15 protein-coding genes are annotated in these 21,490 nt (G+C 53.4%); 12 read left to right on the top strand and 3 right to left on the bottom strand.

Going from position 1 to position 21,490, the window contains the following annotated elements; translation table 11 throughout:
- Positions 1–156 precede the first annotated feature (156 nt).
- On the top strand, positions 157–3,615 hold the full coding sequence (gene pyc, locus KHQ09_RS15510) for a pyruvate carboxylase (protein WP_213599163.1): 3,459 nt from the start codon (positions 157–159) through the stop codon (positions 3,613–3,615).
- A 34-nt stretch (positions 3,616–3,649) separates the two neighbouring features.
- On the opposite strand, the gene KHQ09_RS15505 is transcribed toward pyc, so the two are convergent.
- Positions 3,650–4,249: a response regulator transcription factor gene (locus KHQ09_RS15505; RefSeq protein WP_116089084.1), complete on the bottom strand. Its 600-nt coding sequence runs from the start codon at positions 4,247–4,249 to the stop codon at positions 3,650–3,652.
- Positions 4,246–6,246 carry a sensor histidine kinase gene (locus KHQ09_RS15500; protein ID WP_213599161.1) on the bottom strand — a complete coding sequence of 667 codons (2,001 nt, stop codon included), beginning with the start codon at positions 6,244–6,246 and terminating at the stop codon, positions 4,246–4,248. The genes KHQ09_RS15505 and KHQ09_RS15500 overlap by 4 nt, the downstream gene beginning before the upstream one ends.
- A 223-nt stretch (positions 6,247–6,469) precedes the next feature.
- On the opposite strand from KHQ09_RS15500, the gene KHQ09_RS15495 reads away from it, so the two are divergent.
- From KHQ09_RS15495 to ispG, 5 genes are all read left to right on the top strand, one after another.
- Positions 6,470–7,468 (top strand): TRAP transporter substrate-binding protein, encoded by a 999-nt coding sequence (locus KHQ09_RS15495; protein WP_028233390.1) that lies wholly within the window; start codon positions 6,470–6,472, stop codon positions 7,466–7,468.
- A 204-nt stretch (positions 7,469–7,672) separates the two neighbouring features.
- Positions 7,673–8,287 (top strand): TRAP transporter small permease, encoded by a 615-nt coding sequence (locus KHQ09_RS15490; RefSeq protein WP_075657263.1) that lies wholly within the window; start codon positions 7,673–7,675, stop codon positions 8,285–8,287.
- A complete protein-coding gene (locus KHQ09_RS15485) occupies positions 8,284–9,609 on the top strand; it encodes a TRAP transporter large permease (RefSeq protein WP_022709917.1) in 1,326 nt (441 codons plus the stop codon). Before KHQ09_RS15490 ends, KHQ09_RS15485 begins: the two co-directional genes overlap by 4 nt.
- A gap of 184 nt (positions 9,610–9,793) precedes the next feature.
- Positions 9,794–10,987, top strand: a complete 1,194-nt coding sequence (locus KHQ09_RS15480; protein ID WP_238481660.1) for an MFS transporter — start codon at positions 9,794–9,796, stop codon at positions 10,985–10,987.
- A 132-nt stretch (positions 10,988–11,119) separates the two neighbouring features.
- Complete coding sequence (gene ispG / locus KHQ09_RS15475; RefSeq protein ID WP_213599159.1) at positions 11,120–12,391, top strand: flavodoxin-dependent (E)-4-hydroxy-3-methylbut-2-enyl-diphosphate synthase; 1,272 nt, start codon at positions 11,120–11,122, stop codon at positions 12,389–12,391.
- 53 nt (positions 12,392–12,444) lie between these two features.
- Here ispG and KHQ09_RS15470 read toward each other — a convergent pair whose 3' ends face one another.
- The gene (locus KHQ09_RS15470; RefSeq protein ID WP_238481749.1) at positions 12,445–13,293 is read right to left on the bottom strand and encodes a polyprenyl synthetase family protein; all 849 of its coding nucleotides are present in this window, start codon (positions 13,291–13,293) and stop codon (positions 12,445–12,447) included.
- A 286-nt stretch (positions 13,294–13,579) separates the two neighbouring features.
- Between KHQ09_RS15470 and mtgA the strand changes: the two genes are divergently transcribed.
- The 6 genes from mtgA to fdxA all read left to right on the top strand — a co-directional run bounded on the left by mtgA (position 13,580) and on the right by fdxA (position 21,458).
- On the top strand, positions 13,580–14,347 hold the full coding sequence (gene mtgA, locus KHQ09_RS15465; RefSeq protein ID WP_213599157.1) for a monofunctional biosynthetic peptidoglycan transglycosylase: 768 nt from the start codon (positions 13,580–13,582) through the stop codon (positions 14,345–14,347).
- Between the two features lie 259 nt (positions 14,348–14,606).
- Positions 14,607–14,789 carry a 50S ribosomal protein L32 gene (gene rpmF / locus KHQ09_RS15460; protein ID WP_022709922.1) on the top strand — a complete coding sequence of 61 codons (183 nt, stop codon included), beginning with the start codon at positions 14,607–14,609 and terminating at the stop codon, positions 14,787–14,789.
- A gap of 302 nt (positions 14,790–15,091) precedes the next feature.
- Positions 15,092–16,276 carry an acetyl-CoA C-acetyltransferase gene (locus tag KHQ09_RS15455; RefSeq protein WP_213599156.1) on the top strand — a complete coding sequence of 395 codons (1,185 nt, stop codon included), beginning with the start codon at positions 15,092–15,094 and terminating at the stop codon, positions 16,274–16,276.
- An 876-nt stretch (positions 16,277–17,152) separates the two neighbouring features.
- Positions 17,153–20,221, top strand: coding sequence for a helicase-related protein (locus tag KHQ09_RS15450; RefSeq protein WP_420801486.1), 3,069 nt, complete (start codon positions 17,153–17,155; stop codon positions 20,219–20,221).
- Between the two features lie 4 nt (positions 20,222–20,225).
- The gene (locus tag KHQ09_RS15445; protein WP_213599154.1) at positions 20,226–20,630 is read left to right on the top strand and encodes an RNA-binding S4 domain-containing protein; all 405 of its coding nucleotides are present in this window, start codon (positions 20,226–20,228) and stop codon (positions 20,628–20,630) included.
- A 489-nt stretch (positions 20,631–21,119) separates the two neighbouring features.
- A complete protein-coding gene (gene fdxA / locus KHQ09_RS15440) occupies positions 21,120–21,458 on the top strand; it encodes a ferredoxin FdxA (protein ID WP_022709929.1) in 339 nt (112 codons plus the stop codon).
- Positions 21,459–21,490: the final 32 nt, after the last annotated feature.

Genomic DNA, 21,490 nt, shown 5'->3' with positions numbered 1-21,490 from the left:
TCAGCAATGCCCGGCACTTGTGTCGGGCATTGTTATTTTAAGACGTATTTTCGCTGTTCTTTCACAAAAAAAACGATCAGTATGCAGGCGGAATTTTGCCGGTCACGGGAACGACCGACATGTGTCAGAATAGTTTTGCAGTGAGGGAGACCTGCTTTGCCTATCCATAAAATTCTTGTCGCAAACCGCTCTGAAATTGCTATCCGCGTATTCCGCGCTGCAAATGAGCTGGGCATGAAAACCGTGGCGATCTGGGCAGAGGAAGATAAACTTGCATTGCATCGTTTTAAAGCCGATGAGAGCTATCAGGTCGGGCGCGGCCCGCATCTGCAGCGTGATCTGGGGCCGATTGAAAGCTATCTCTCAATCGAGGAAGTGATCCGCGTTGCCAAACTCTCCGGTGCTGATGCCATTCATCCGGGCTATGGTTTGCTGTCGGAAAGTCCTGAATTTGCCGATGCCTGCGCTGAGAACGGCATTATCTTCATTGGTCCGAAAGGCGACACGATGCGCCGCCTCGGCAATAAAGTTGCTGCGCGCAATCTGGCCGTTGAGGTCGGTGTGCCGGTGGTTCCTGCCAGCGATCCACTGCCGGAGGATATGGATGAGGTGCGCAAGATTGCTGATAGCATCGGCTATCCGCTGATGCTTAAAGCCTCATGGGGTGGTGGCGGACGCGGTATGCGTGCCATTCGCGAGGCCAAAGATCTGGCACGTGAGGTCACGGAAGCCAAACGCGAGGCCAAAGCCGCTTTCGGCAAGGATGAGGTCTATCTCGAAAAACTCATTGAACATGCGCGCCATGTGGAAGTGCAAATCCTCGGCGATACCCATGGTAATGCTGTGCATCTGTTTGAACGTGATTGTTCGGTGCAGCGGCGTAATCAGAAGGTGGTGGAACGTGCACCGGCGCCTTACCTCAATGATGGGCAGCGTCAGGAACTGGCCGATTATGCGCTGAAGATCGCTCGTGCCACCAATTATATCGGTGCGGGGACGGTCGAGTTCCTGATGGATGTGACATCAGGGAAATTCTATTTTATCGAGGTCAATCCGCGCATTCAGGTGGAGCACACGGTGACGGAAGAAGTCACCGGCATTGATATTGTCAAAGCGCAAATCCGTATTCTGGAAGGCGCAGCTATCGGCTCGCCGGAATCCGGTGTGCCGGAGCAGAGCAAGATTGTTCTGCGCGGCCATGCATTGCAATGCCGTATCACGACAGAAGATCCGGAGCAGAATTTCATTCCGGATTATGGGCGGATTACCGCTTATCGCGGGGCAACCGGTTTCGGCATTCGTCTGGATGGCGGTACCGCCTATTCCGGTGCATTCATCACCCGCTATTATGACCCGCTCTTGGAGAAAGTGACCGCATGGGCGTCGACACCGGAAGAGGTGATCCTGCGTATGCATCGTGCACTGCGGGAGTTTCGTATCCGCGGTGTGTCGACCAATCTGACCTTTCTCGAAGCGATTATTACGCATCCGAAATTTCGCAGTAACGAATATACTACGCGATTTATTGATACGACGCCGGAATTGTTCGAGCATGTGAAACGACAGGATCGCGCGACCAAACTTCTGACCTATATTGCCGATGTGACGGTCAATGGTCATCCGGAAACCAAAGGCCGTGCCTTGCCGGACATGAATGCGGCCGCACCGAAAGTGCCTTATGTGCCCGATGGTGATATTCAGCACGGCACCCGCCAGAAACTGGCAGAGCTGGGGCCGCAGAAATTTGCGCAATGGATGCGTGAGCAAAAGCGGGTGCTGGTAACCGATACGACCATGCGGGACGGGCATCAGTCTTTGCTCGCCACACGTATGCGTACCTATGATATTGCGCAGATTGCCGAAACCTATGCGCGCCTGCTGCCGAACCTGTTTTCTCTGGAATGTTGGGGCGGTGCGACTTTCGATGTTTCCATGCGCTTTTTGACGGAAGATCCGTGGGAACGGCTGAGCAAAGTGCGTGATGGCGCACCGAACTTGCTGCTGCAAATGCTGCTGCGCGGTGCCAATGGCGTGGGTTATAAGAGCTATCCCGATAATGTGGTGACGCAATTTGTGCGTGAAGCCGCACGCGGCGGTATTGATCTGTTCCGCGTGTTTGACAGTCTCAACTGGGTTGGGAATATGCGCGTGTCGATGGATGCCGTGCTGGAAGAGGGCAAGCTCTGCGAGGCAGCGATCTGCTATACCAGCGATCTGATGAATGCGGCACGCCCGCAATATGATCTCAATTATTATCTGAAACTGGCGCGTGAGGTTGAAAAGGCCGGAGCGCATATCATCGCCATTAAAGACATGGCGGGGTTGCTGAAGCCGCAATCGGCACGCAAACTCTTCACGGCCTTGCGGCAGGAAACCGATCTGCCGATCCATTTCCATACCCATGATACATCCGGCATTGCCGCAGCAACGGTACTGGCGGCCGTGGAGAGCGGTGTGGATGTTGTCGATGCGGCAATGGATGCATTGTCGGGCAATACCTCACAGCCATGCCTCGGCTCGATTGTTGAAGCATTGGCGGGCAGTGAGCGCGATCCGCAGCTTGATCCGGCTTCGATCCGCCGGATTTCCTTCTATTGGGAGGCGGCGCGTAATCAATATGCAGCTTTTGAGAGTGACCTGAAAGGCCCTGCCTCGGAAGTTTATCTGCATGAAATGCCGGGCGGACAATTCACCAATTTGAAGGAGCAGGCACGCTCATTGGGACTGGAGAGCCGCTGGCATGAGGTGGCGCAGGCCTATGCCGATGTGAACCTGATGTTCGGCGATATTGTCAAAGTCACGCCGTCTTCCAAAGTGGTGGGCGATATGGCGCTGATGATGGTCAGTCAGGATCTGACGACAGGTGATGTGACCAATCCTGCCAAGGATATTGCGTTCCCAGATTCCGTAGTCTCCATGATGCGCGGTGATCTCGGGCAGCCGTCTGCAGGCTGGCCGAAGGATTTGCAGGCCAAAGTGCTGAAAGGCGAAAAGCCGTTTACAGAGCGGCCGGGTGCGTTGCTGCAACCGGCTGATCTGGAAGCAGAGCGCAAAGAGATTGAAACCAAACTGGAGCGCAAAATCAGCGATCAGGAATTTGCGTCCTATCTGATGTATCCGAAAGTCTTCACCGATTTTGCTGGCGCACAGACCCTTTACGGGCCGACAAGTGTGCTGCCGACGCCGGTTTATTTCTACGGGCTGGCGCAGGAGCAGGAAGTCTTTGTTGAGATCGAGCGCGGCAAGACACTGGTTATCCGCAATCAGGCAGTGGGTGATGTTGACGATCAGGGCATGGTCACAGTGTTTTTTGAGCTGAACGGTCAGCCGCGCCGTATCAAAGTTCCGGATCGTACACGCGGTGCCGCCAAAGGCGCCCGTCGCAAAGCCGAGCTGAACAATGAGACCCATATCGGCGCGCCGATGCCCGGTATTGTTTCAACAGTGGCGGTGGTTAGCGGACAGAGTGTGAAAGCCGGAGATGTCTTGCTGTCGATTGAGGCGATGAAGATGGAAACTGCCCTTCATGCCGAGCGGGACGGTGTGCTGGCAGAAGTGCTGGTACGCGCCGGTGATCAGATTGATGCCAAGGATCTGCTGATTATTTATGCATAAAATTCAGACCGGCAGAGTGTACTTGCTCTGCCGGTTAATTCTGTTCGCTGAAACTGATCAGCCGCGCCAGTTCCACGGCATTGCGCGCACCCATTTTCTCCATAATATGGGCGCGATGCACTTCAACAGTGCGGATGGTGATCTCCAACCTGTCGGCAATCTGCTTATTGAGCAGACCCTCCAATATCATCGACAGGACTTCATTCTCGCGCGGCGAAAGTTGGGTGCGTTTGCGCCGTAATTCATCGCGCTGACGGTCTGAGGCAGCACGCTCTTTTGCTTTGTGCAGGGCAGCCAGAACCCTGTCGACCAGATTATTGTCGTTGAACGGCTTTTCGAGAAAATCCGCAGCGCCCTGTTTCAGACATTCCACGGCCAGCGGAATATCACCATGTCCGGTCAGAAAAATGACCGGCTGACGGGCATGAAGCTTGATGAGCTTGTCGAAAACCTCAAGGCCGGACATGCCGTCCATACGCATATCCAGCAGAATACAGCCCTGAAGATCCGGCGACCAGTTTTGCAGAAAAGCCTCACCGGACGGCCATGTGACAACGCCCACACCACGGGAGCGAAACAGCCATGACAGGCTGTCGCGAATGGCTTCATCATCATCAACAATATGAACGGTCATTGCGTGATTTCCTGCGTGCTTAGCGGTAAAGAAAGACAGAAGCTGGCACCTTGCCTGTCAGGTGTTGCCTGCAACCATAAGCGGCCTTTGTGCGATTCCAGAATGGAACGGCAGATCGGTAGCCCCATGCCCATGCCCTCCGATTTTGATGAGATGAAGGGCGTGAAAATCTCGTTTTCCATGCCTTCCGGAATACCGTGCCCGTGATCGGTGATGGTGATAACGGCTTCATTTTCATCACTCTCAAGGCTGATATGTAATTTCTGCCGGTTACGCGGCAGGCCTATGGCTGCCTCGCGGGCATTGCGGATCAGGTTCAACAGGACCTGCTGGATCAGCACCGCATCAGCCCGCACGGCTACCGGCATATCGGGCAGGCGCATGTCGATATAACCGCCGCCCTTGATAATATCGCTACTGACAAAACTGGCAGCATCCTGCAAAATTTTGCGCAGGTCATGTTGCTCCGGCGTTACGGAGCGCTTGCGCACAAAATCATGCACACGGTGGACAATTGTACCGGCGCGCTGTGCCTGATCGGAGAGTTTTTGTAAGGCTCCGGTCAGATCAACGGGCTGTACCGTGCCTGATTGCAGCAGATTGAGACTGCCGGTCGCATAGCTGGTAATAGCGGCCAGAGGCTGGTTGAGCTCATGCGCCAGTGTGGAGGCCATTTCTCCCATCGTAATCAGACGGGCATTATGTTGAAGTTTTTCAGCTTCCGTCTGGCGGGCCTCTTCCAGTTTCTTTTTCTCGGTCACATCAACAAGCGAACCCATCCAGCCTATATGGGTGCCATCCGCATCAATCAGCGGTGCTTCATAGACCTGAATATCAATCAGCTTGCCGTCTGGTCGGATGAAACGCGTTTCAAATTCACGCGGGGCAATGCCGGTGCTGCGCATATCATTCTGCCGCTGGATGCCTTCCGACATGATTTCCGGTGCCCAATAGGGATGCGGCGGCATCATGCCGATCAGCTGCTTTTCTTCATAACCGACCATGCGGCAGAATTCCGGATTCACATAGATGATGCGTCCGTCGCGGTCGCGGGCACGCATGCCGATGGTCAGAGAGTTTTCCATCGCCTGCCGGAATGCATATTCGGTGCGCAAAGCGTGTTCAGCTGCGGCTCTGCGCCGGTTCTGGCGATAGGCCATCCAGAGATTGATAATCACCAGAATGGTCAGGCCGATAATGGCGGCAGAAATGACAATCGGGCCGATGGCGGCACGGCTCTGATAAGGCGTGACAGTGATATAGGTGCCGGTCAGCGGCGGATCGAAAGAAATCGTGTGACGCGCCTGATCGTTGGTCGGCATGATGCTGGATTTTGAGATCAGGGGATCGCCGCCGGAATCTGTGAGCGAGACCTGATATTTTCCCGCAACCCACCAGGGCACATTGCGCGAGAGCAGCCTGTCCAGTGAGATGATGACCCAGATTGTGCCTGCGGAACGGTTATTATTGTAAACCGGCGCCACCATATCGACCACCCAGCCTTCGCTCGTATGGCGGGGAGAAGAATAGACCGGTTTGCCGAACAGGCGGCTATGCTCGGCCAGTGCCGGTTTATAGTCGGCGATAACATTGAGACCGGGTGGTGCGCTTTCCAGCAATTGGCCATCCGGCGTGAACCAGCTGATATCGATGAATTCCGAATGGATGGAAACCAGATGCTGAGCCTTGGTTCTGATCGTGTCTTTCTGCTGCGGATCGCGTTCGATATCTGCCCCGAGATCGCGTAATTCTGTCTCAAAGGTTTGCAGCTGAAAACGCAGATACTGCTCAACCCAAAGCGCGTCAGTTGTGAGTTTTTTCTCCGTTTCTGACTGGTTATCACGCGAGGTCATCCAAATCAGCGCAACGATCAGGGTCACAATCAGCAGGATCGCGAGCAGGGGAATAGCCAGCGTATAATCACGCACAGATGCGCGGAAGCCGGAGAGACTCTGGCTATTGTCTTGCGGATTTGCTGCTGTATGACGAAATTTCATGCGCTCGTCTGAATATCCTCACTATGCTTTATAAGCATAACCTCTTGTCTGCACGAAGTTATGCCTGTGGTAAACCACAATAGAAATACTGTGGTATTCCACAATAGAATTGCGGCTCTACTCCTTTTAAGGATTTTATCTGATTTTTACTCCGTTTGGAGTCCGTGCCGGTTTATCCGCCGGAATGTTTTACTGACAGATGCAGGCTTGGGAGGGCCTCTCAATGAAATTTCTTACAACTGCCGGTCTTGCTGCAATTCTCGCTTTTGGTGTGAGTACAACTGCGCTTGCGCAGGCAATTACCATTAAATTCAGCCATGTTGTGGCACCTGATACACCAAAGGGCAAAGCCGCCGAGAAGTTCAAGGAACTCGCTGAATCCTACACCGAAGGTAAAGTGAAGGTCGAGGTCTATCCGAACTCGCAGCTTTATAAGGACAAAGAAGAGCTGGAAGCCCTGCAGCTTGGCGCTGTGCAGATGCTGGCACCGTCTCTGGCAAAATTCGGCCCGCTCGGCGTACGTGAATTTGAAGTTTTCGATCTGCCGTTCATTATGAAAGACTATAATGATCTGCGCAAAATCACCGATGGTCCGGTTGGCCGTGCGTTGCTCGACAAGCTGGATGCCAAGGGCATCAAAGGTCTGGCCTATTGGGATAACGGCTTCAAAGTGATGTCGGCAAACAGCCAGCTGCATGTGCCGGATGATTTCCTTGGTCTGAAAATGCGTATTCAGTCTTCCAAAATTCTGGAAGCACAGATGAAGGCGCTGGGTGCCGTGCCGCAGGTTCTGGCTTTCTCCGAAGTCTATCAGGCTTTGCAGACCGGCGTTGTGGACGGTACGGAAAACCCGCCATCCAATATGTATACCCAGAAAATGCATGAAGTGCAGAAACATGCCACGGTCTCAAACCACGGCTATCTGGGCTATGCGGTGATCGTCAATAAGGCGTTCTGGGAAGGCCTGCCGGAAGATGTGCGCACCCAGCTTGATAAGGCCATGGCTGAATCAACTGCCTTTGCCAACGAAATCGCTCAGAAAGAAAATGACGATTCTCTGGCGGCAATGAAGGCGGCCGGTACGACTACATTCTACGAACTGACACCGGAAGAGCGTGAAGAATGGGTTGCAGCGCTCAAGCCTGTGCATACTGAAATGGCTGACCGCGTGGGCGCTGACCTGATTAAGCAGGTTTATGAAGCCGTCGGTATGAAAGAGTAATCCTCTCAAGCCCCGCTGCCGGAGTTTCTCCGATTGCAGCGGGCCTGCCTGCCCTGACGATGGTGCTTGGGGCAGGCACATTTTCCGAATTCTGTTTTCAATCACATTTGTGCGTATCGGCTGTTATCACGGCTGGTTTTTTGCGCTCATAATTAACAAGACGGAGCACCGAAAAGCGGTGCGCCCTCACATGAGGAGCATCCTATGGTGTTGCGTATCCTCGACCGCTTTGAAGAAATATTGCTGTCTTTTTTGATTGCAGCGGCCGTTGTGCTGATCTTTGTCGCGGTTGCTCACCGTTATTCTATCGGGCTGGTTGCCGATGTGCTGTCCTGGGCACGCGCCAATGATTATGCCGAATTGCAGGGCTATGCCCGCAGCTTTTATCGCTGGCTGGCATCAATCAATCTGACCTGGGCTCAGGAAGCCTGTATTTATCTGTTTGTATGGATGGCGAAATTCGGCGCGGCCTATGGCGTGCGTATCGGCATCCATGTCGGCGTTGATGTGCTGGTGGAGCGTATGTCACCGAAAAACCAGCGCCTGATGATTATTATCGCTTTTCTGGCCTGTATCCTGTTCACGGGTATCGTGGCGTGGATCGGCACGGATTTCGTCTGGCATATTTCCAAAACCGGCCAGATTTCCGCTGATCTCGAAATGCCGATGTGGATTGTTTATCTCGCCGTGCCGCTTGGCTCTGCCTTGATGTGCTTCCGCTTTATTCAGGCGCTGTGGCTCTATCTCACCACAGGCACTATCGCTCATCACGATCATGGTCATGTTGACGGGCTGGAAGATGCGGAGGCCGCACGATGACCGCTCTGATTATCTTCCTCATTCTGGCACTGTTGCTTGTGACAGGGATGCCGGTTTCCATTGCGCTGGGTCTGACGGTTTTCACCTTCCTGTTCGGGTTCACCTCGATCCCGATGGATTCAATTGCGCTGAAACTGTTCACCGGTATTGAAAAATTTGAGATCATGGCGATCCCGTTTTTCATCCTTGCCGGTAACTTTCTCACCCATGGCGGGGTAGCCAAGCGCATGATCCGCTTTGCCACCTCGATGGTCGGGCACTGGTATGGCGGTATGGGGCTGGCAGCAGTTGCCGCCTGTTCGCTGTTCGCCGCAATTTCCGGCTCGTCACCGGCAACGGTGATGGCGGTTGGTTCCATCCTGATACCGGCAATGGTCAAGCAGGGTTACCCGCCGCAATTTGGTACCGGCGTTATCGCGACCTCCGGCGGGTTGGGCATTCTCATTCCGCCGTCGATTGTGATGGTGATGTATGCGGTGGCCACCTCCGGTATGGTGGTGACGGGGCCGGACGGTGCGCCGGTCATGTCGGCCTCAATCGGCACATTGTTTATGGCGGGTGTTGTTCCGGGGCTGATGCTGGCGGCAATGCTTGGCAGCACAACCATCTGGCGCGCATGGAAGAACGGCTATCCGCGGATGCAGAAAGCCAGCTGGCGTGAGCGTTGGGAAGCCTTCCGCTCCTCCGTCTGGGGGCTGATGCTGATCGTCATCATTATGGGTGGTATTTATGGCGGTATTTTCACACCGACTGAAGCTGCTGCGGTTTCTGCCGTCTATGCATTCGTGATTGCAGTCTTTGTCTATAAGGACATTAAACTGCGCGATGTGCCGAAAGTGCTGCTGTCTTCGGCGGCGATGAGCGCGATGCTGCTCTATATCATTACCAATGCGGTGATGTTTGCCTTCATCCTGACCTCGGAGCAAATTCCGCAGCAGATGAGTGCATGGATTGTGGAGCAGGGCTTTGGCATGATCGGCTTCCTGCTGATGGTCAATATCATCCTGCTGCTGATCGGCATGGTGATGGAGCCTTCTGCTGTGGTGCTGATTATGGCGCCGATCCTGTTCCCGATTGCCGTGAAGCTCGGTGTTGATCCGGTACATTTCGGGGTGATGATGGTGGTGAATATGGAGATCGGTCTGTGTACACCGCCGGTGGGGCTCAATCTCTATGTGGCCTCATCCATATCGAAAATGGGGCTCACGGCCGTGACCAAATCGACATTGCCTTGGATTATCACAACGTTGATCTTCCTCGGGCTGGTCACCTATGTGCCGCAGATCACGCTCTGGCTGCCACATACGCTGGGCATGAAATAAAGGCTTTAATAATCAGACAAAAGGCGGCTTCGGCCGCCTTTTTCTTTGGCTGCAACAGCTGACAGGCTTGTGACGGTTAGGTGATTTCTTTTGTCATAAAAATCGACTAAACAGAGGCTCAGGAGCAACTCTCGCTTTTCGGGATACGCTTTAAATAATGTTCTGAACCTGATGGAGCGGTTTTGTGAGCGGAGATGCAGGGATCAGCACAGTGCAGCCTGCTGTCATAGACAGTGGTGCGCGTTATTACCGCTGGGCAGTGGCGGGTGCATTTTTTTCCAACGGCTTTGTTACCGGCAGCTGGGCTTTGCATATTCCGTTGATGATGAGCCGGTTGGGCGTTTCTGAAGGTGTCTTCGGATTACTCATTCTGGTTTTCGGTCTTGGCGCTCTGGCAGCCATGGGACTGTGCGGCCCGTTGCTGGCGCGCTATGGCTCGGATCGCGTCACCAAAAGCTTTGCCGTCGGCGTGGCGTTCTGGCTGATTGTCGTCGCCCTCACCAATAATCTTTATCTGGCTGTGCCGGTGCTGTTTATGCTGGGCGCGGTCTTCGGCGGTATGGATGTGGCGATGAATGCCAATGCCGTTGCGGTGGAGAAAACGCTCGGCCGTGCGCTGATGTCTTCCTCTCACGGTTTCTGGAGCCTTGGCGGTTTTGCAGGCAGTGCGCTTGGCAGCTTTTATCTGCACTATCAGGGTGCATTCAGCCATGCGGTTCTGGTGAGCGTGATTGCCGGTATTATTATGCTGATAACTTTGCCGCGACTGGTCATGGATCGTCAGCAGCAGACCAGCGAGAAAATCCGCTTCCGCCTGCCTAATCAGCCGGTGATCTATCTGATCGGTATGATGGCGCTGTTTGCAATGGTACCGGAAGGTGCGGTGCTGGATTGGGCAGCGGTCTATATTCAGCAGGCCTTTTCCGCAGATCTGACCACAGCCGGTTATGGCTATGCGGCTTTTTCTGCCACCATGGCGCTGGTTCGTTTTCTCGGGGACGGCGTGCGCAACCGCTTCGGTGCTGTGCGCACATTCCGCGTGTCGATCATTATTGCCGCAGCGGGCTTGTTTGTCAGCGGTTTTGCACCACATGCGTGGATAGCAATTCTGGCTTTTGCCGTTGCCGGACTTGGTGTGGCCAATATTGTGCCGATCATTTTTTCGGCGGCAGGCAATCAGAGTGGCATTCATGCGGGTACGGCGTTAAGTCTTGTCACATTGATGGGCTATTCAGGCATTCTGGTTGCACCGTCCCTGATCGGTTATATCGGCGGGCATATCGGTTTCGGCCCTGTCTATATGGTGCTGGCGCTGATGCTGGTGGTGGTGTTTATGCTTTCATCGCTCGCAAGTGCCGCAGATCAGAAAAGAGAATAGAAGTTTTGAACGACCTGCTGTAAGACTGTCACAATTGCGGTTCAAAAGCTGTTCCGTCACGGTTATGGAACAGCATTGAACTGAGATGTTCCCGTATCACTGTAAGATTGCCCACTTTAAGATTGTATAATTATGGCTTCTGATAATCTGCACTATTATGCCCATCCCTTTGCCCGCCGCACATCTGTCGGGGTCAATGTCGGCGGCGTGATTGTTGGCGGTGATGCGCCGGTGGTTGTGCAATCCATGACCAATACGGATACGGCGGATATTGACGGCACAGTTGCGCAGGTGGCCGCCCTGCATCATGCGGGTTCCGAACTGGTACGCATCACGGTTGACCGTGATGAATCTGCTGCCGCCGTGCCGAAAATCCGTGAACGTCTTGAGCGCCTCGGCCTCAATGTGCCGCTGATCGGTGATTTTCATTATATCGGCCATAAGCTGCTGTCAGACCATCCGGCCTGTGCGGAAGCGCTGGCGAAATATCGTATCAATCCGGGCAATGTCGGTTTCAAAGACAAAAAAGACAAGCAGTTTGCCGAAATTATCGAAATGGCAATCCGCTATGACAAGCCGGTGCGTATCGGCGTAAACTGGGGTTCACTGGATCAGGAATTGCTGACCACGCTGATGGATCGCAATCAGGCCGCAGGTGCGCCGCTGACCGCGCAGGAAGTGATGCGCGAGGCGATTATCCAATCTGCACTGATTTCAGCTGATCTGGCTGAGGAAATCGGCCTGCCGCGCGACAAGATCATTCTTTCCGCCAAAGTCAGTCAGGTACAGGATCTGATTGCTGTTTATGCAGAGCTTGCCAAACGCTGCGATCATGCGCTGCATCTGGGGCTGACCGAAGCCGGTATGGGCACCAAAGGCATTGTGGCGTCTTCTGCCGCGATGGGCATTCTTCTGCAGCAGGGCATCGGCGATACAATCCGTATCTCCCTGACACCGGAGCCGAATGGTGACCGTACCCGCGAAGTGCAGGTTTCGCAGGAATTGCTGCAGGTGATGGGTTTCCGTCAGTTTATTCCGATCGTTGCGGCGTGCCCGGGTTGCGGCCGCACCACCTCAACGGTGTTTCAGGAACTGGCGCAAACCATCCAGAATGATATCCGCACCAATATGCCGATCTGGCGTGAGAAATATCCGGGCGTTGAAGGTCTGTCTGTTGCGGTGATGGGCTGTATTGTTAATGGCCCGGGGGAATCCAAACATGCGGATATCGGCATTTCTCTGCCAGGAACCGGTGAGACACCATCCGCACCGGTTTTCGTAGATGGCAAGAAGGTCGCCACATTGCGCGGTCCGGCAATCGCTGAAGATTTCCAGAAGATGGTGGCCGAATATATCGAAAACCGTTACGGGCTCGGTGCAAAAAAGCCGGAAGCCGCAGAATAAGAATAATAAAAAACCGGCTGTTTTAGCCGGTTTTTTTATTGAAGATATTTGGCTTAGTTCTGGCGCAGAGCGATAAAATGCGCGGCTTCTTTCAGAACCTGTGCTTTTTCACCGAAAGGTGCCAGTAGGTCTTCTGCCTGCGCGACCAGACCGGCCAGCTGTTTCTTTGTCCAGTCAATGCCATGCAGTGAAACAAGGGTCGCTTTGCCTGCGGCGGCATCTTTGCCGGTGGCTTTGCCCATAGTGGCCGCATCGGCGGTCACATCAAGCAGATCATCGGCAAGCTGGAAAGCCAGACCAATGGCCGAGCCGAATTCAGCAAGGCGCTCACGCTCTTCCGTGCTTGCATTACCGATAATTGCACCGGCTTCACAGGCAAAGCGGATCAGCGCACCGGTTTTCATCGCTTGCAAGGTAATAATGTCTGCTTCATCAGGGCTGGCGGTTTCTGCCATCAGATCAAGTGCCTGACCGCCGACCATACCGCCGACACCGGAAGCGCGGGACAAAGCCAGCACCAGATCAAGGCGGGTTTTCACCGGCAGTTCTGTGGCATCTTCAGCGATGATGTCAAAAGCATAAGTGAGCAAACCATCACCGGCGAGAATTGCTGCCGCTTCATCATAGGCTTTGTGAACTGTTGGCTGGCCGCGACGCATATCATCATCATCCATGGCCGGAAGATCATCATGAACCAGCGAGTAGCAATGGATACATTCCAGCGCTGCGGCAACGCGCAATGCAGCTTGGGGATCCGCATCATAGAGGCGGGCGGTTTCCGTGACCAGAAACGGGCGCAGGCGCTTGCCGCCATTCAGCGCACCATGACGGATTGCGGCCATGAGGCGTGGCGGACGGATAACCTCGCCGAGACGCGGGCGCTCATCCAGAAGTGAGACCATCAGTTGCTCAACGGAAGCGGCATGAAGTGCCAGCCGCTGTCCGAAACCGGAAATGTCATGATCGTTTTTCATGGACAAGGGCATGAACCATTCGCCTGTAATAATCAACTCCTGTCCGGTCGGCTCAATATGAAATTTCTGTATCAGAGGTGATGCAGAAAAGCCGCGAAATGTTTTTTACCAACAAAAAATGCCTGAAAACTGATATGTCTTGCAGCGCCGGCTTTTCAATCGGCTGAAATTATGCAGTAACGATATGGCAAGTAACGGAGACACTGCGGGCACAATGACAAAATTTGTCATGTATAAGGAGGACGGAGATAAAGGGGACGGTCATCATGAAACCGCAGCTCCGAAAACCGTCGCCAGCTTTGTGGCGGATCCGGTGAGCGTGCGGCCGTGGTATTGGCTGAAGCGCATTTTGCTGTTGCTGGCTATTGCGCCTTTCGCTCTGCTTTTTCTCTACAAGCTGCCCTTTGTGCATCCGGTATCAACCCTGATGATCAAGGATCTGGTGACGCTGAAAGGCTATGAACGCCAGTGGGTGCCGCTGGAGGATATTGCTCCGGTACTGGTCAATTCGGTGATGATGTCTGAAGACGGGCAGTTTTGCAGCCATTATGGCATTGACTGGAATCAGCTGAAACTGGTGCTGGGCAGTGACGGTGAGCCAAGCCGCGGTGCCTCGACAATCCCGATGCAGACGGTGAAAAATCTGTTTCTCTGGAACGGGCGCTCTTATGTGCGCAAGGCACTGGAATTCCCGCTGGCGCAGGCCGCCTCATTGATTCTTTCCAAGCGCCGGATGATGGAGATTTATCTCAATATCGTGGAGTGGGGTGACGGGATTTATGGTGTTGAAGCTGCTGCCCAGCATTATTTCAAGCGTCCGGCATCCAAATTGACGGCGCGGCAGGCCGCTTATCTTGCAGTCACGCTGCCGAATCCGATTCTCCGCGATGCATCCAAGCCAAGCCGCGGTATGGTGCGGATTTCCCGTATTATTGAGCGAAGAGCCCAAAACAGCGGCGCTTATGTCGGTTGCGTGCAATAAAATCAGCAAAATTTGAGCAAAAGCGCGAAATCTTTTGTCCTTTGGCCGGGAATGATGCTATAGGGCAGCGACTGAAATACATTTCTGAGCAGGTTTTTAAGCCGGTAAATCGGGATTCGCATAAAAAAAATGCGAGTCCTGCTGGTCAAAAGACGTTTGAGCGTGTATAGGCAGCAAAACTTTCCGGAACAATGTCCGATGTGACAGCCTCGCTATGAGGCACCGGACATTCGATTGACTAATCACTGGAGCAGAATCAATGGCTGTACCTAAACGAAAAACTTCCCCTTCGAAGCGCGGCATGCGTCGTTCGGCTGATGCGCTGAAGGCTCCGACATATGTTGAAGACAAGAACTCCGGCGAACTGCGTCGCCCGCACCATATCGACCTGAAAAGCGGTATGTATCGCGGCCGTCAGGTTCTGGAGCCAAAGGAAGCGTAATTTCGCTTTTTCTTGGAGCTTTTAAAAAAGACCGGCTTTTCAGCCGGTCTTTTTTTGTCTGCAATTTGCCTGTCTATTCCGCCAGCGCATCACCTGCGTAGCGAGGACCGGTTGTTTCTGCTATGTTTTGCGCAAAAGCACGGCAATCTGCCTGTAATGCAGCACGGGGTTATGCGAAAAATTCAAAACCTTGATCGCAATTAGTACCAGCATCATTTGTAACTGACGTTATACTGAGGAAAAGCCGGTTCTGCGTATATGCGGAAAACAGGCACTATTGGGATGTGAGGAAATTATCTGTCATGAGCAAAGAAACAACAGTCGTCATTGCCAGTGCTGCGCGTACTCCTGTCGGTTCATTCAACGGGGCTTTCGCCAATGTGCCTGCCCATGAGCTGGGTGCAACAGCGATCAAGGCTGCGCTGGGACGCGCCGGTGTTGCTGCCGCTGATGTTGATGAAGTGATTTTCGGTCAGGTGCTGACAGCAGGGCAGGGACAGAATCCGGTACGTCAGGCTGCAATCGCTGCCGGTTGCCCGATTGAGACAACGGGTTTTGCCGTGAACCAGCTTTGCGGCTCCGGCCTGCGCTCTGTGGCGCTGGGCTTGCAGCAGATTGCCAATGGTGATGCATCGGTGATTGTTGCCGGTGGTCAGGAATCCATGTCGATGGCTCCGCATTGCACACATTTGCGCTCCGGTACCAAAATGGGCGACATGACCATGATTGATACCATGATGAAAGATGGTCTGACGGACGCTTTCCACGGTTATCCTATGGGCGTAACAGCCGAGAATATTGCTGATCGCTGGCAGCTGACCCGTGAGGATCAGGACAATTTCGCTCTTGCTTCTCAGAACAAGGCAGAGGCCGCGCAGGTTGCCGGTCGTTTTAAAGACGAGATCGTGCCTGTGGTCATCAAAACCCGTAAGGGCGAGGTGATTGTGAGCGAGGATGAATATATCCGCCACGGCACCACGATTGAGGCTTTGCAGAAGCTGCGTCCGGCTTTTGCCAAAGAAGGTACAGTCACAGCCGGTAATGCTTCCGGTATTAATGATGGTGCGGCGGCGACAGTGCTGATGAGCGAAGCGGAAGCGGAGCGTCGCGGTATTAAACCATTGGCACGCATCACCTCCTGGGCAACAGCAGGTGTTGATCCGGCAGTGATGGGCACAGGACCTATTCCGGCCTCGCGCAAAGCGTTGGAAAAAGCCGGCTGGACAGTGAAAGACCTTGATCTGGTTGAAGCCAATGAGGCTTTTGCGGCGCAGGCTTGCTGTGTGACCCGTGAGCTGGGGCTTGATCCGGCTATCGTCAATGTGAATGGCGGTGCTATCGCAATTGGTCATCCGATCGGTGCGTCCGGTGCCCGTGTTCTGACCACACTGCTTTATGAAATGCAGCGCCGCGATGCCAAGAAAGGTCTGGCGACCCTGTGTATCGGTGGCGGCATGGGGGTTGCGCTCTGTGTTGAGCGCGACTGAGCGCGTTTGCCGATAAGTTAACAAGGCGCATTGTTACGAAAATTGAAGCCCCGAAGGAAATTAACCTTTTCGGGGCTTTTTGTTGCCGCGAATTTACGTTTCACCAAGGCCTAATACTATATGTGGTGCGCATTGATCTTTTTGATGCTGTATTTTGTGAAAACGAAACGGGAACTTTGATTCATCAGCGATTCGTCGCCGATTCGTTCAGGGTTTGGCCGAAAGCTTAATGAAAGCAGGTTGTTTCTCTGAAATGCAGCGCATTCCGGTAATGTATTTTTAATCTTTATTAATGTTGTGCGGGTTTTTAAATTGGTATTATCCGCATGTTACCACATCGCTATGTGCGGTCAGTGGTAAAAGTTAATTTCTCCGCTTTTTATTGCGTCGTTCCTATGTTGCTGAATCTGCATATTGTGTCTCTTTTTCTAAAAAATACAGGATGTTGTTTTGAACAAAATAAGAACTCGCTAAAACCATTGATTCGTAGCCTCTTTGTTCTTCTCGTGTTCTTTTCATTAAAATACAGGGTTTTTGCGGGCATTTTAGTGGATTCTAACGCCTGAAATGCGCGTAAAATTCTGACAAGATCGGGTTTTTGTGAAGAGCTGGCATGGTTTCCTGTCATTTTCTGAAGTTTTGATACAAAAGAAGTCATAAAGGTGCCGTTGTTACCCTTTTAGTCAGAGACAGATAATGCTACCTGCTTTGCTCAATCTGTACTGGCTGACGGCAGGCAGACAGAAAAAATGGGGTTTGCCGGATCGGGTTAGCTATGTTGCAAAATATGGTGCTGACCTGCGGGGCGGATTTCATGTGTAACGACTTCATGAGACGGGGAATAATCAATTCCGCATGAATGACCAGAAGAACTCATTGACGCCTCCGCTTGGGGCGGCGTCTCTGCATCAGGGAACAGCGCCGCTTATTGTGAGTGGGCGCGATGTAACCGCTGTGCTCGGGCCTACCAATACCGGTAAGACTCATCTAGCGCTGGAGCGTATGCTCGCCCATGAGAGCGGGATTATTGGTCTGCCGCTGCGCCTGCTGGCGCGTGAAGTTTATAATAAGCTGGTTACCAAAGTCGGCCCTGAAAAAGTAGCGCTGGTCACCGGCGAAGAAAAAATCATTCCGGCCGGTGCGAAATATTCCGTATGTACCGTTGAGGCTCTGCCGCGTCAGACCAATGCCGCTTTTGTTGCTATTGATGAAATACAGCTGGCTGCCGATCTGGAACGCGGCCATATTTTCACAGACCGTCTTTTACATTTGCGCGGCCGGCAGGAAACCCTGCTACTGGGTGCCGCAACTATGCGGCCTATTCTCGAAAAGCTGCTGCGCGGTATTAATATTATTACCCGTCCGCGTTTGTCGCATCTGGCCTATGCAGGTTCGAAAAAGATTACCCGTCTGCCGCGCCGCAGTGCCATTGTCGCTTTCTCTGCTGATGAGGTCTATGCGATTGCCGAACTGATCCGCCGTCAGCGCGGTGGCGCAGCCGTAGTGATGGGGGCTTTGAGCCCGCGCACCCGCAATGCGCAGGTGGAACTTTATCAGTCCGGTGATGTGGATTTTCTGGTCGCGACCGATGCGATCGGCATGGGGCTTAACCTTGATGTTGACCATGTGGCCTTTGCGCAAGCGCGTAAATTTGACGGATTTCAGTATCGTGATCTGAACCCCGGCGAACTCGGGCAGATTGCCGGTCGTGCGGGTCGTCACCTGCGCGATGGTACATTCGGTGTCACCGGACAGGTTGATCCGTTTGATAAAGATCTTGTCGAGCGGATAGAATCACATAATTTCGACGCGGTTAAAGTGTTGCAATGGCGCACGGCTCAGTTTGATTTTTCATCTGTTCGCGCATTGAAGCACTCATTAGACCGTTCAGCGCCTTTGGAAGGGTTGACACGGGCGCTACCTGCGGTTGACATGCAGGCGCTTGAAAATCTGGCGCGTGATGAAGACATTATGCGGCTTGCGGATACACCCAAGCGTGTGGAAATTTTGTGGGATGCCTGTGCGCTTCCCGACTATAGAAGGATTGCGCCGGCACAACATGCCGATATTATTGCCGCAATCTATAAGGATATCATCCGCAAAGGTTTTGTGGATGAAGACTATATGAGCGAGCAGGTGCATCGGTCCGACAGGACTGACGGTGAGATCGACACTCTATCTCATCGTATTGCACAAATTCGCACATGGACTTTTGTGTCGCATCGGCCGGGCTGGCTGGCAGATCCGGCACATTGGCAAGAAAAGACGCGCGAAATTGAGGACAGGTTGTCTGACGCGCTGCATGAACGGTTGACGAAACGCTTTGTAGACCGCAGGACAAGCGTGCTTATGAAGCGCCTGAGAGAGAATGCCATGCTAGAAGCAGAAATTAGCCCGACAGGGGATGTACTTGTCGAAGACCACAATGTCGGGCAGTTGGAAGGATTCCGATTTACCGCCGACGTCAAGGCCGAAGGGCCGGACGCGAAAGCGGTAAAGGGGGCTGCACAAAAAGCGCTGGCCGCTGAATATGACCGTCGTGCAGAGCGCTTCTCTGCTGCGGCCAATGGCGATTTTGCCCTTGGCTCGGATGGCATTCTGCGTTGGGTCGGCGCTCCGGTTGCAACTCTGGTTGCCGGTGACAGCGTGATGCGTCCGCGCAGCGTTCTGCTGGCTGACGAGCAGCTGACAGGTGCTTCCCGTGAGAAAGTACAGAGCCGTATTGACCGCTTTGTCGCTCATCATATTGAGACAGTTCTCAAGCCGTTGCACGATCTGACTGAGGCTGATGCCCTGACCGGCATGACCCGTGGTCTGGCTTTCCGTCTGGTTGAGAGCTTCGGCGTGATCCAGCGTCGCGACATTGCTGAGGAAATCCGTGGTCTCGATCAGGATTCCCGTGCAGCTCTGCGTCGTTTCGGCGTGCGCTTCGGTGCCTATCATGTGTTTATCCCTGCCTTGCTGAAACCGGCACCTGCTGGTCTGATGACACTGCTCTGGGCGCTGAGCAATGACGGCCGTGAACGTGCCGGTTACGGTGATGTTGTTCATGTTCTGGCAGCAGGTCGTACCTCGGTTGTTGTTGATCCGGCTTTCGATCCGGTTTTCTACACGCTGGCCGGTTACCGCGTTCTTGGCCGCCGTGCTGTGCGTTTCGACATTCTGGAGCGTCTGGCTGATCTGATCCGTCCGGCTCTGGCCTGGCGTCCGGGTGCAGGTCTGCGCGCGGAAGGTGCCTATGATGGTGCCCGTTTCATGGTAACGCCGTCGATGATGTCTATTCTCGGTGCGACACCGGAAGACATGGAAGAAGTGCTGAAAAGCCTCGGTTATCGTCATGAAGCGATGGAAGCACCGGCTGTTGCTGCCAAGCTTGCAGAACTTGATGCTTTTGCTGAAGCCGATGCTGCCAAGCAGACCGGCGAAGCAGTAACAGAAACTGCCGCTGAAACTGAAGAACAGCCGGAAGCTGTGGCAGAAACCGTGAATACGGAAGAAGCTGAAGCACCGGTTGCAGAAGCGGCTGAGACTGTTGATGCTGTTGCAGAAGAACCAGTGAAAATGGTTCTGCTGTGGCGTCCGGGGCGTCACGACAACCGTGGCCGCGAGCAGGGCAAGGGACGCGAGCAGAACCGCAACCGTCCGCAGGGCAATCGCCGTGCACCTGCTAAAGACGGCGCACCGGCTGATGCAGCTAAAGATAATGCGGGTGATAATCAGAACCGTGAAGGTCGCAGCAAGCGGTTTGAAAAAGCTGCACGGGTTGACTTCCGTAACGGTGAGCAGAAATCCGGCCGTAATGAACATCACGGCAAGCCGCGTCATGGCAAGCGGGATCATGCTCAGGATCAGAAACGCGTTGAGCGCAATGAGCGCCCGGTGCAGATTGATCCTGATTCACCATTCGCCAAGCTGCTTGCTCTGAAAGAGCAGCTGAAGAAATAAGCGCATGAATACGGGTGCTTTAAAACAGCGCATTGATAAATGGTTGTTTTTCACCCGTATCGTTAAATCACGCTCGCTCGCGGCAAAACTGGCTGCGGGCGGGCGTGTTCGTATTAACCGCGATAAAATAGATCAGGCATCTCACGGCATTAAAATCGGAGATGTGGTGACGGTCACGCTGGATCGCCGCATATTGATTTATAAAGTGCGCGAACTCGGAGAGCGTCGCGGCTCTTTTCCCGAAGCGCAATTGCTCTATGAAGATCTGACACCGCCAGCTGAAAAGACGGAAGAGCAGATGGCTGCGGTTGGTGAAAAACGGGATGCCGGTTCCGGCCGTCCGACAAAACGCGACCGCAGGGCAACGGAACGGCTGAAACAAGGTGGTTCCGGTTTTGATGACTTCTGAACTGCTTGATCGGGCTGATGTGAGTCGCATTCAGAGCACAACTCCGCAGGCTGACCGGTGTTTTCAGAAGCTGAACTATGCTTGAGATACTGAGTCGGGTCTGACCATTCTTTCAAATCTTCGTGTTGGCTTGTTTTCTGTCCGGAATGAAGAATGATGCGGCGGAAGGATTGTGCTTTGTTAAAAGCCAGCGGGGACGCAGTTTTTCAGAAATTACGGTGATACAGAATGTAGTTCTTTTTTGCGGCGGAGCGTCGCGGCTGAGGGAAAACCCTCTTGCAAGCTGCGGCTAAAGCCTTTACCTGACAGACAGGTTTTCTGCCGTATTTCATATAGCGCAGTTGCTGAAAAACGGCATTCCGGTTTCGCAGGCCGGATGGCAGGATCAGTCAGTTATCCTGACACTCTGCCGGATGTTATGCCAAATGATATGATTGTAATTTTGGCCGCAGATTATGTGTGGCAGTTCAAAGCTCTGGGAGTTCGACAATGACTTATGTCGTGACCGATAACTGCATTCGTTGCAAATATACGGATTGCGTGGAGGTCTGCCCTGTCGATTGTTTCTATGAAGGCGAGAATATGCTCGTCATCAATCCTGATGAGTGCATTGACTGCGGCGTGTGTGAGCCGGAATGTCCTGCTGAAGCAATCCGTCCGGATACAGAACCGGGTCTTGATAAATGGATTGAGCTGAATTCTGAATATTCAGCGAAATGGCCAAATCTCACCGTGAAAAAAGACCAGATGCCTGAAGCCGCTGAAATGGATGGCGTCGCTAATAAGCTTGAACAGTTCTTCTCGGCAGAGCCTGGCGAAGGCGATTGATTCTCCGCTGATATGCCGGGATAACCACAGGA

Origin of the sequence: Pseudochrobactrum algeriensis, assembly GCF_018436245.1 — a bacterium.
In the GTDB taxonomy this organism is placed as follows: domain Bacteria; phylum Pseudomonadota; class Alphaproteobacteria; order Rhizobiales; family Rhizobiaceae; genus Pseudochrobactrum; species Pseudochrobactrum saccharolyticum.
The sequence above is the reverse complement of the archived record's forward strand: the minus strand, read 5'-3'. Positions and strand labels throughout refer to the sequence as shown.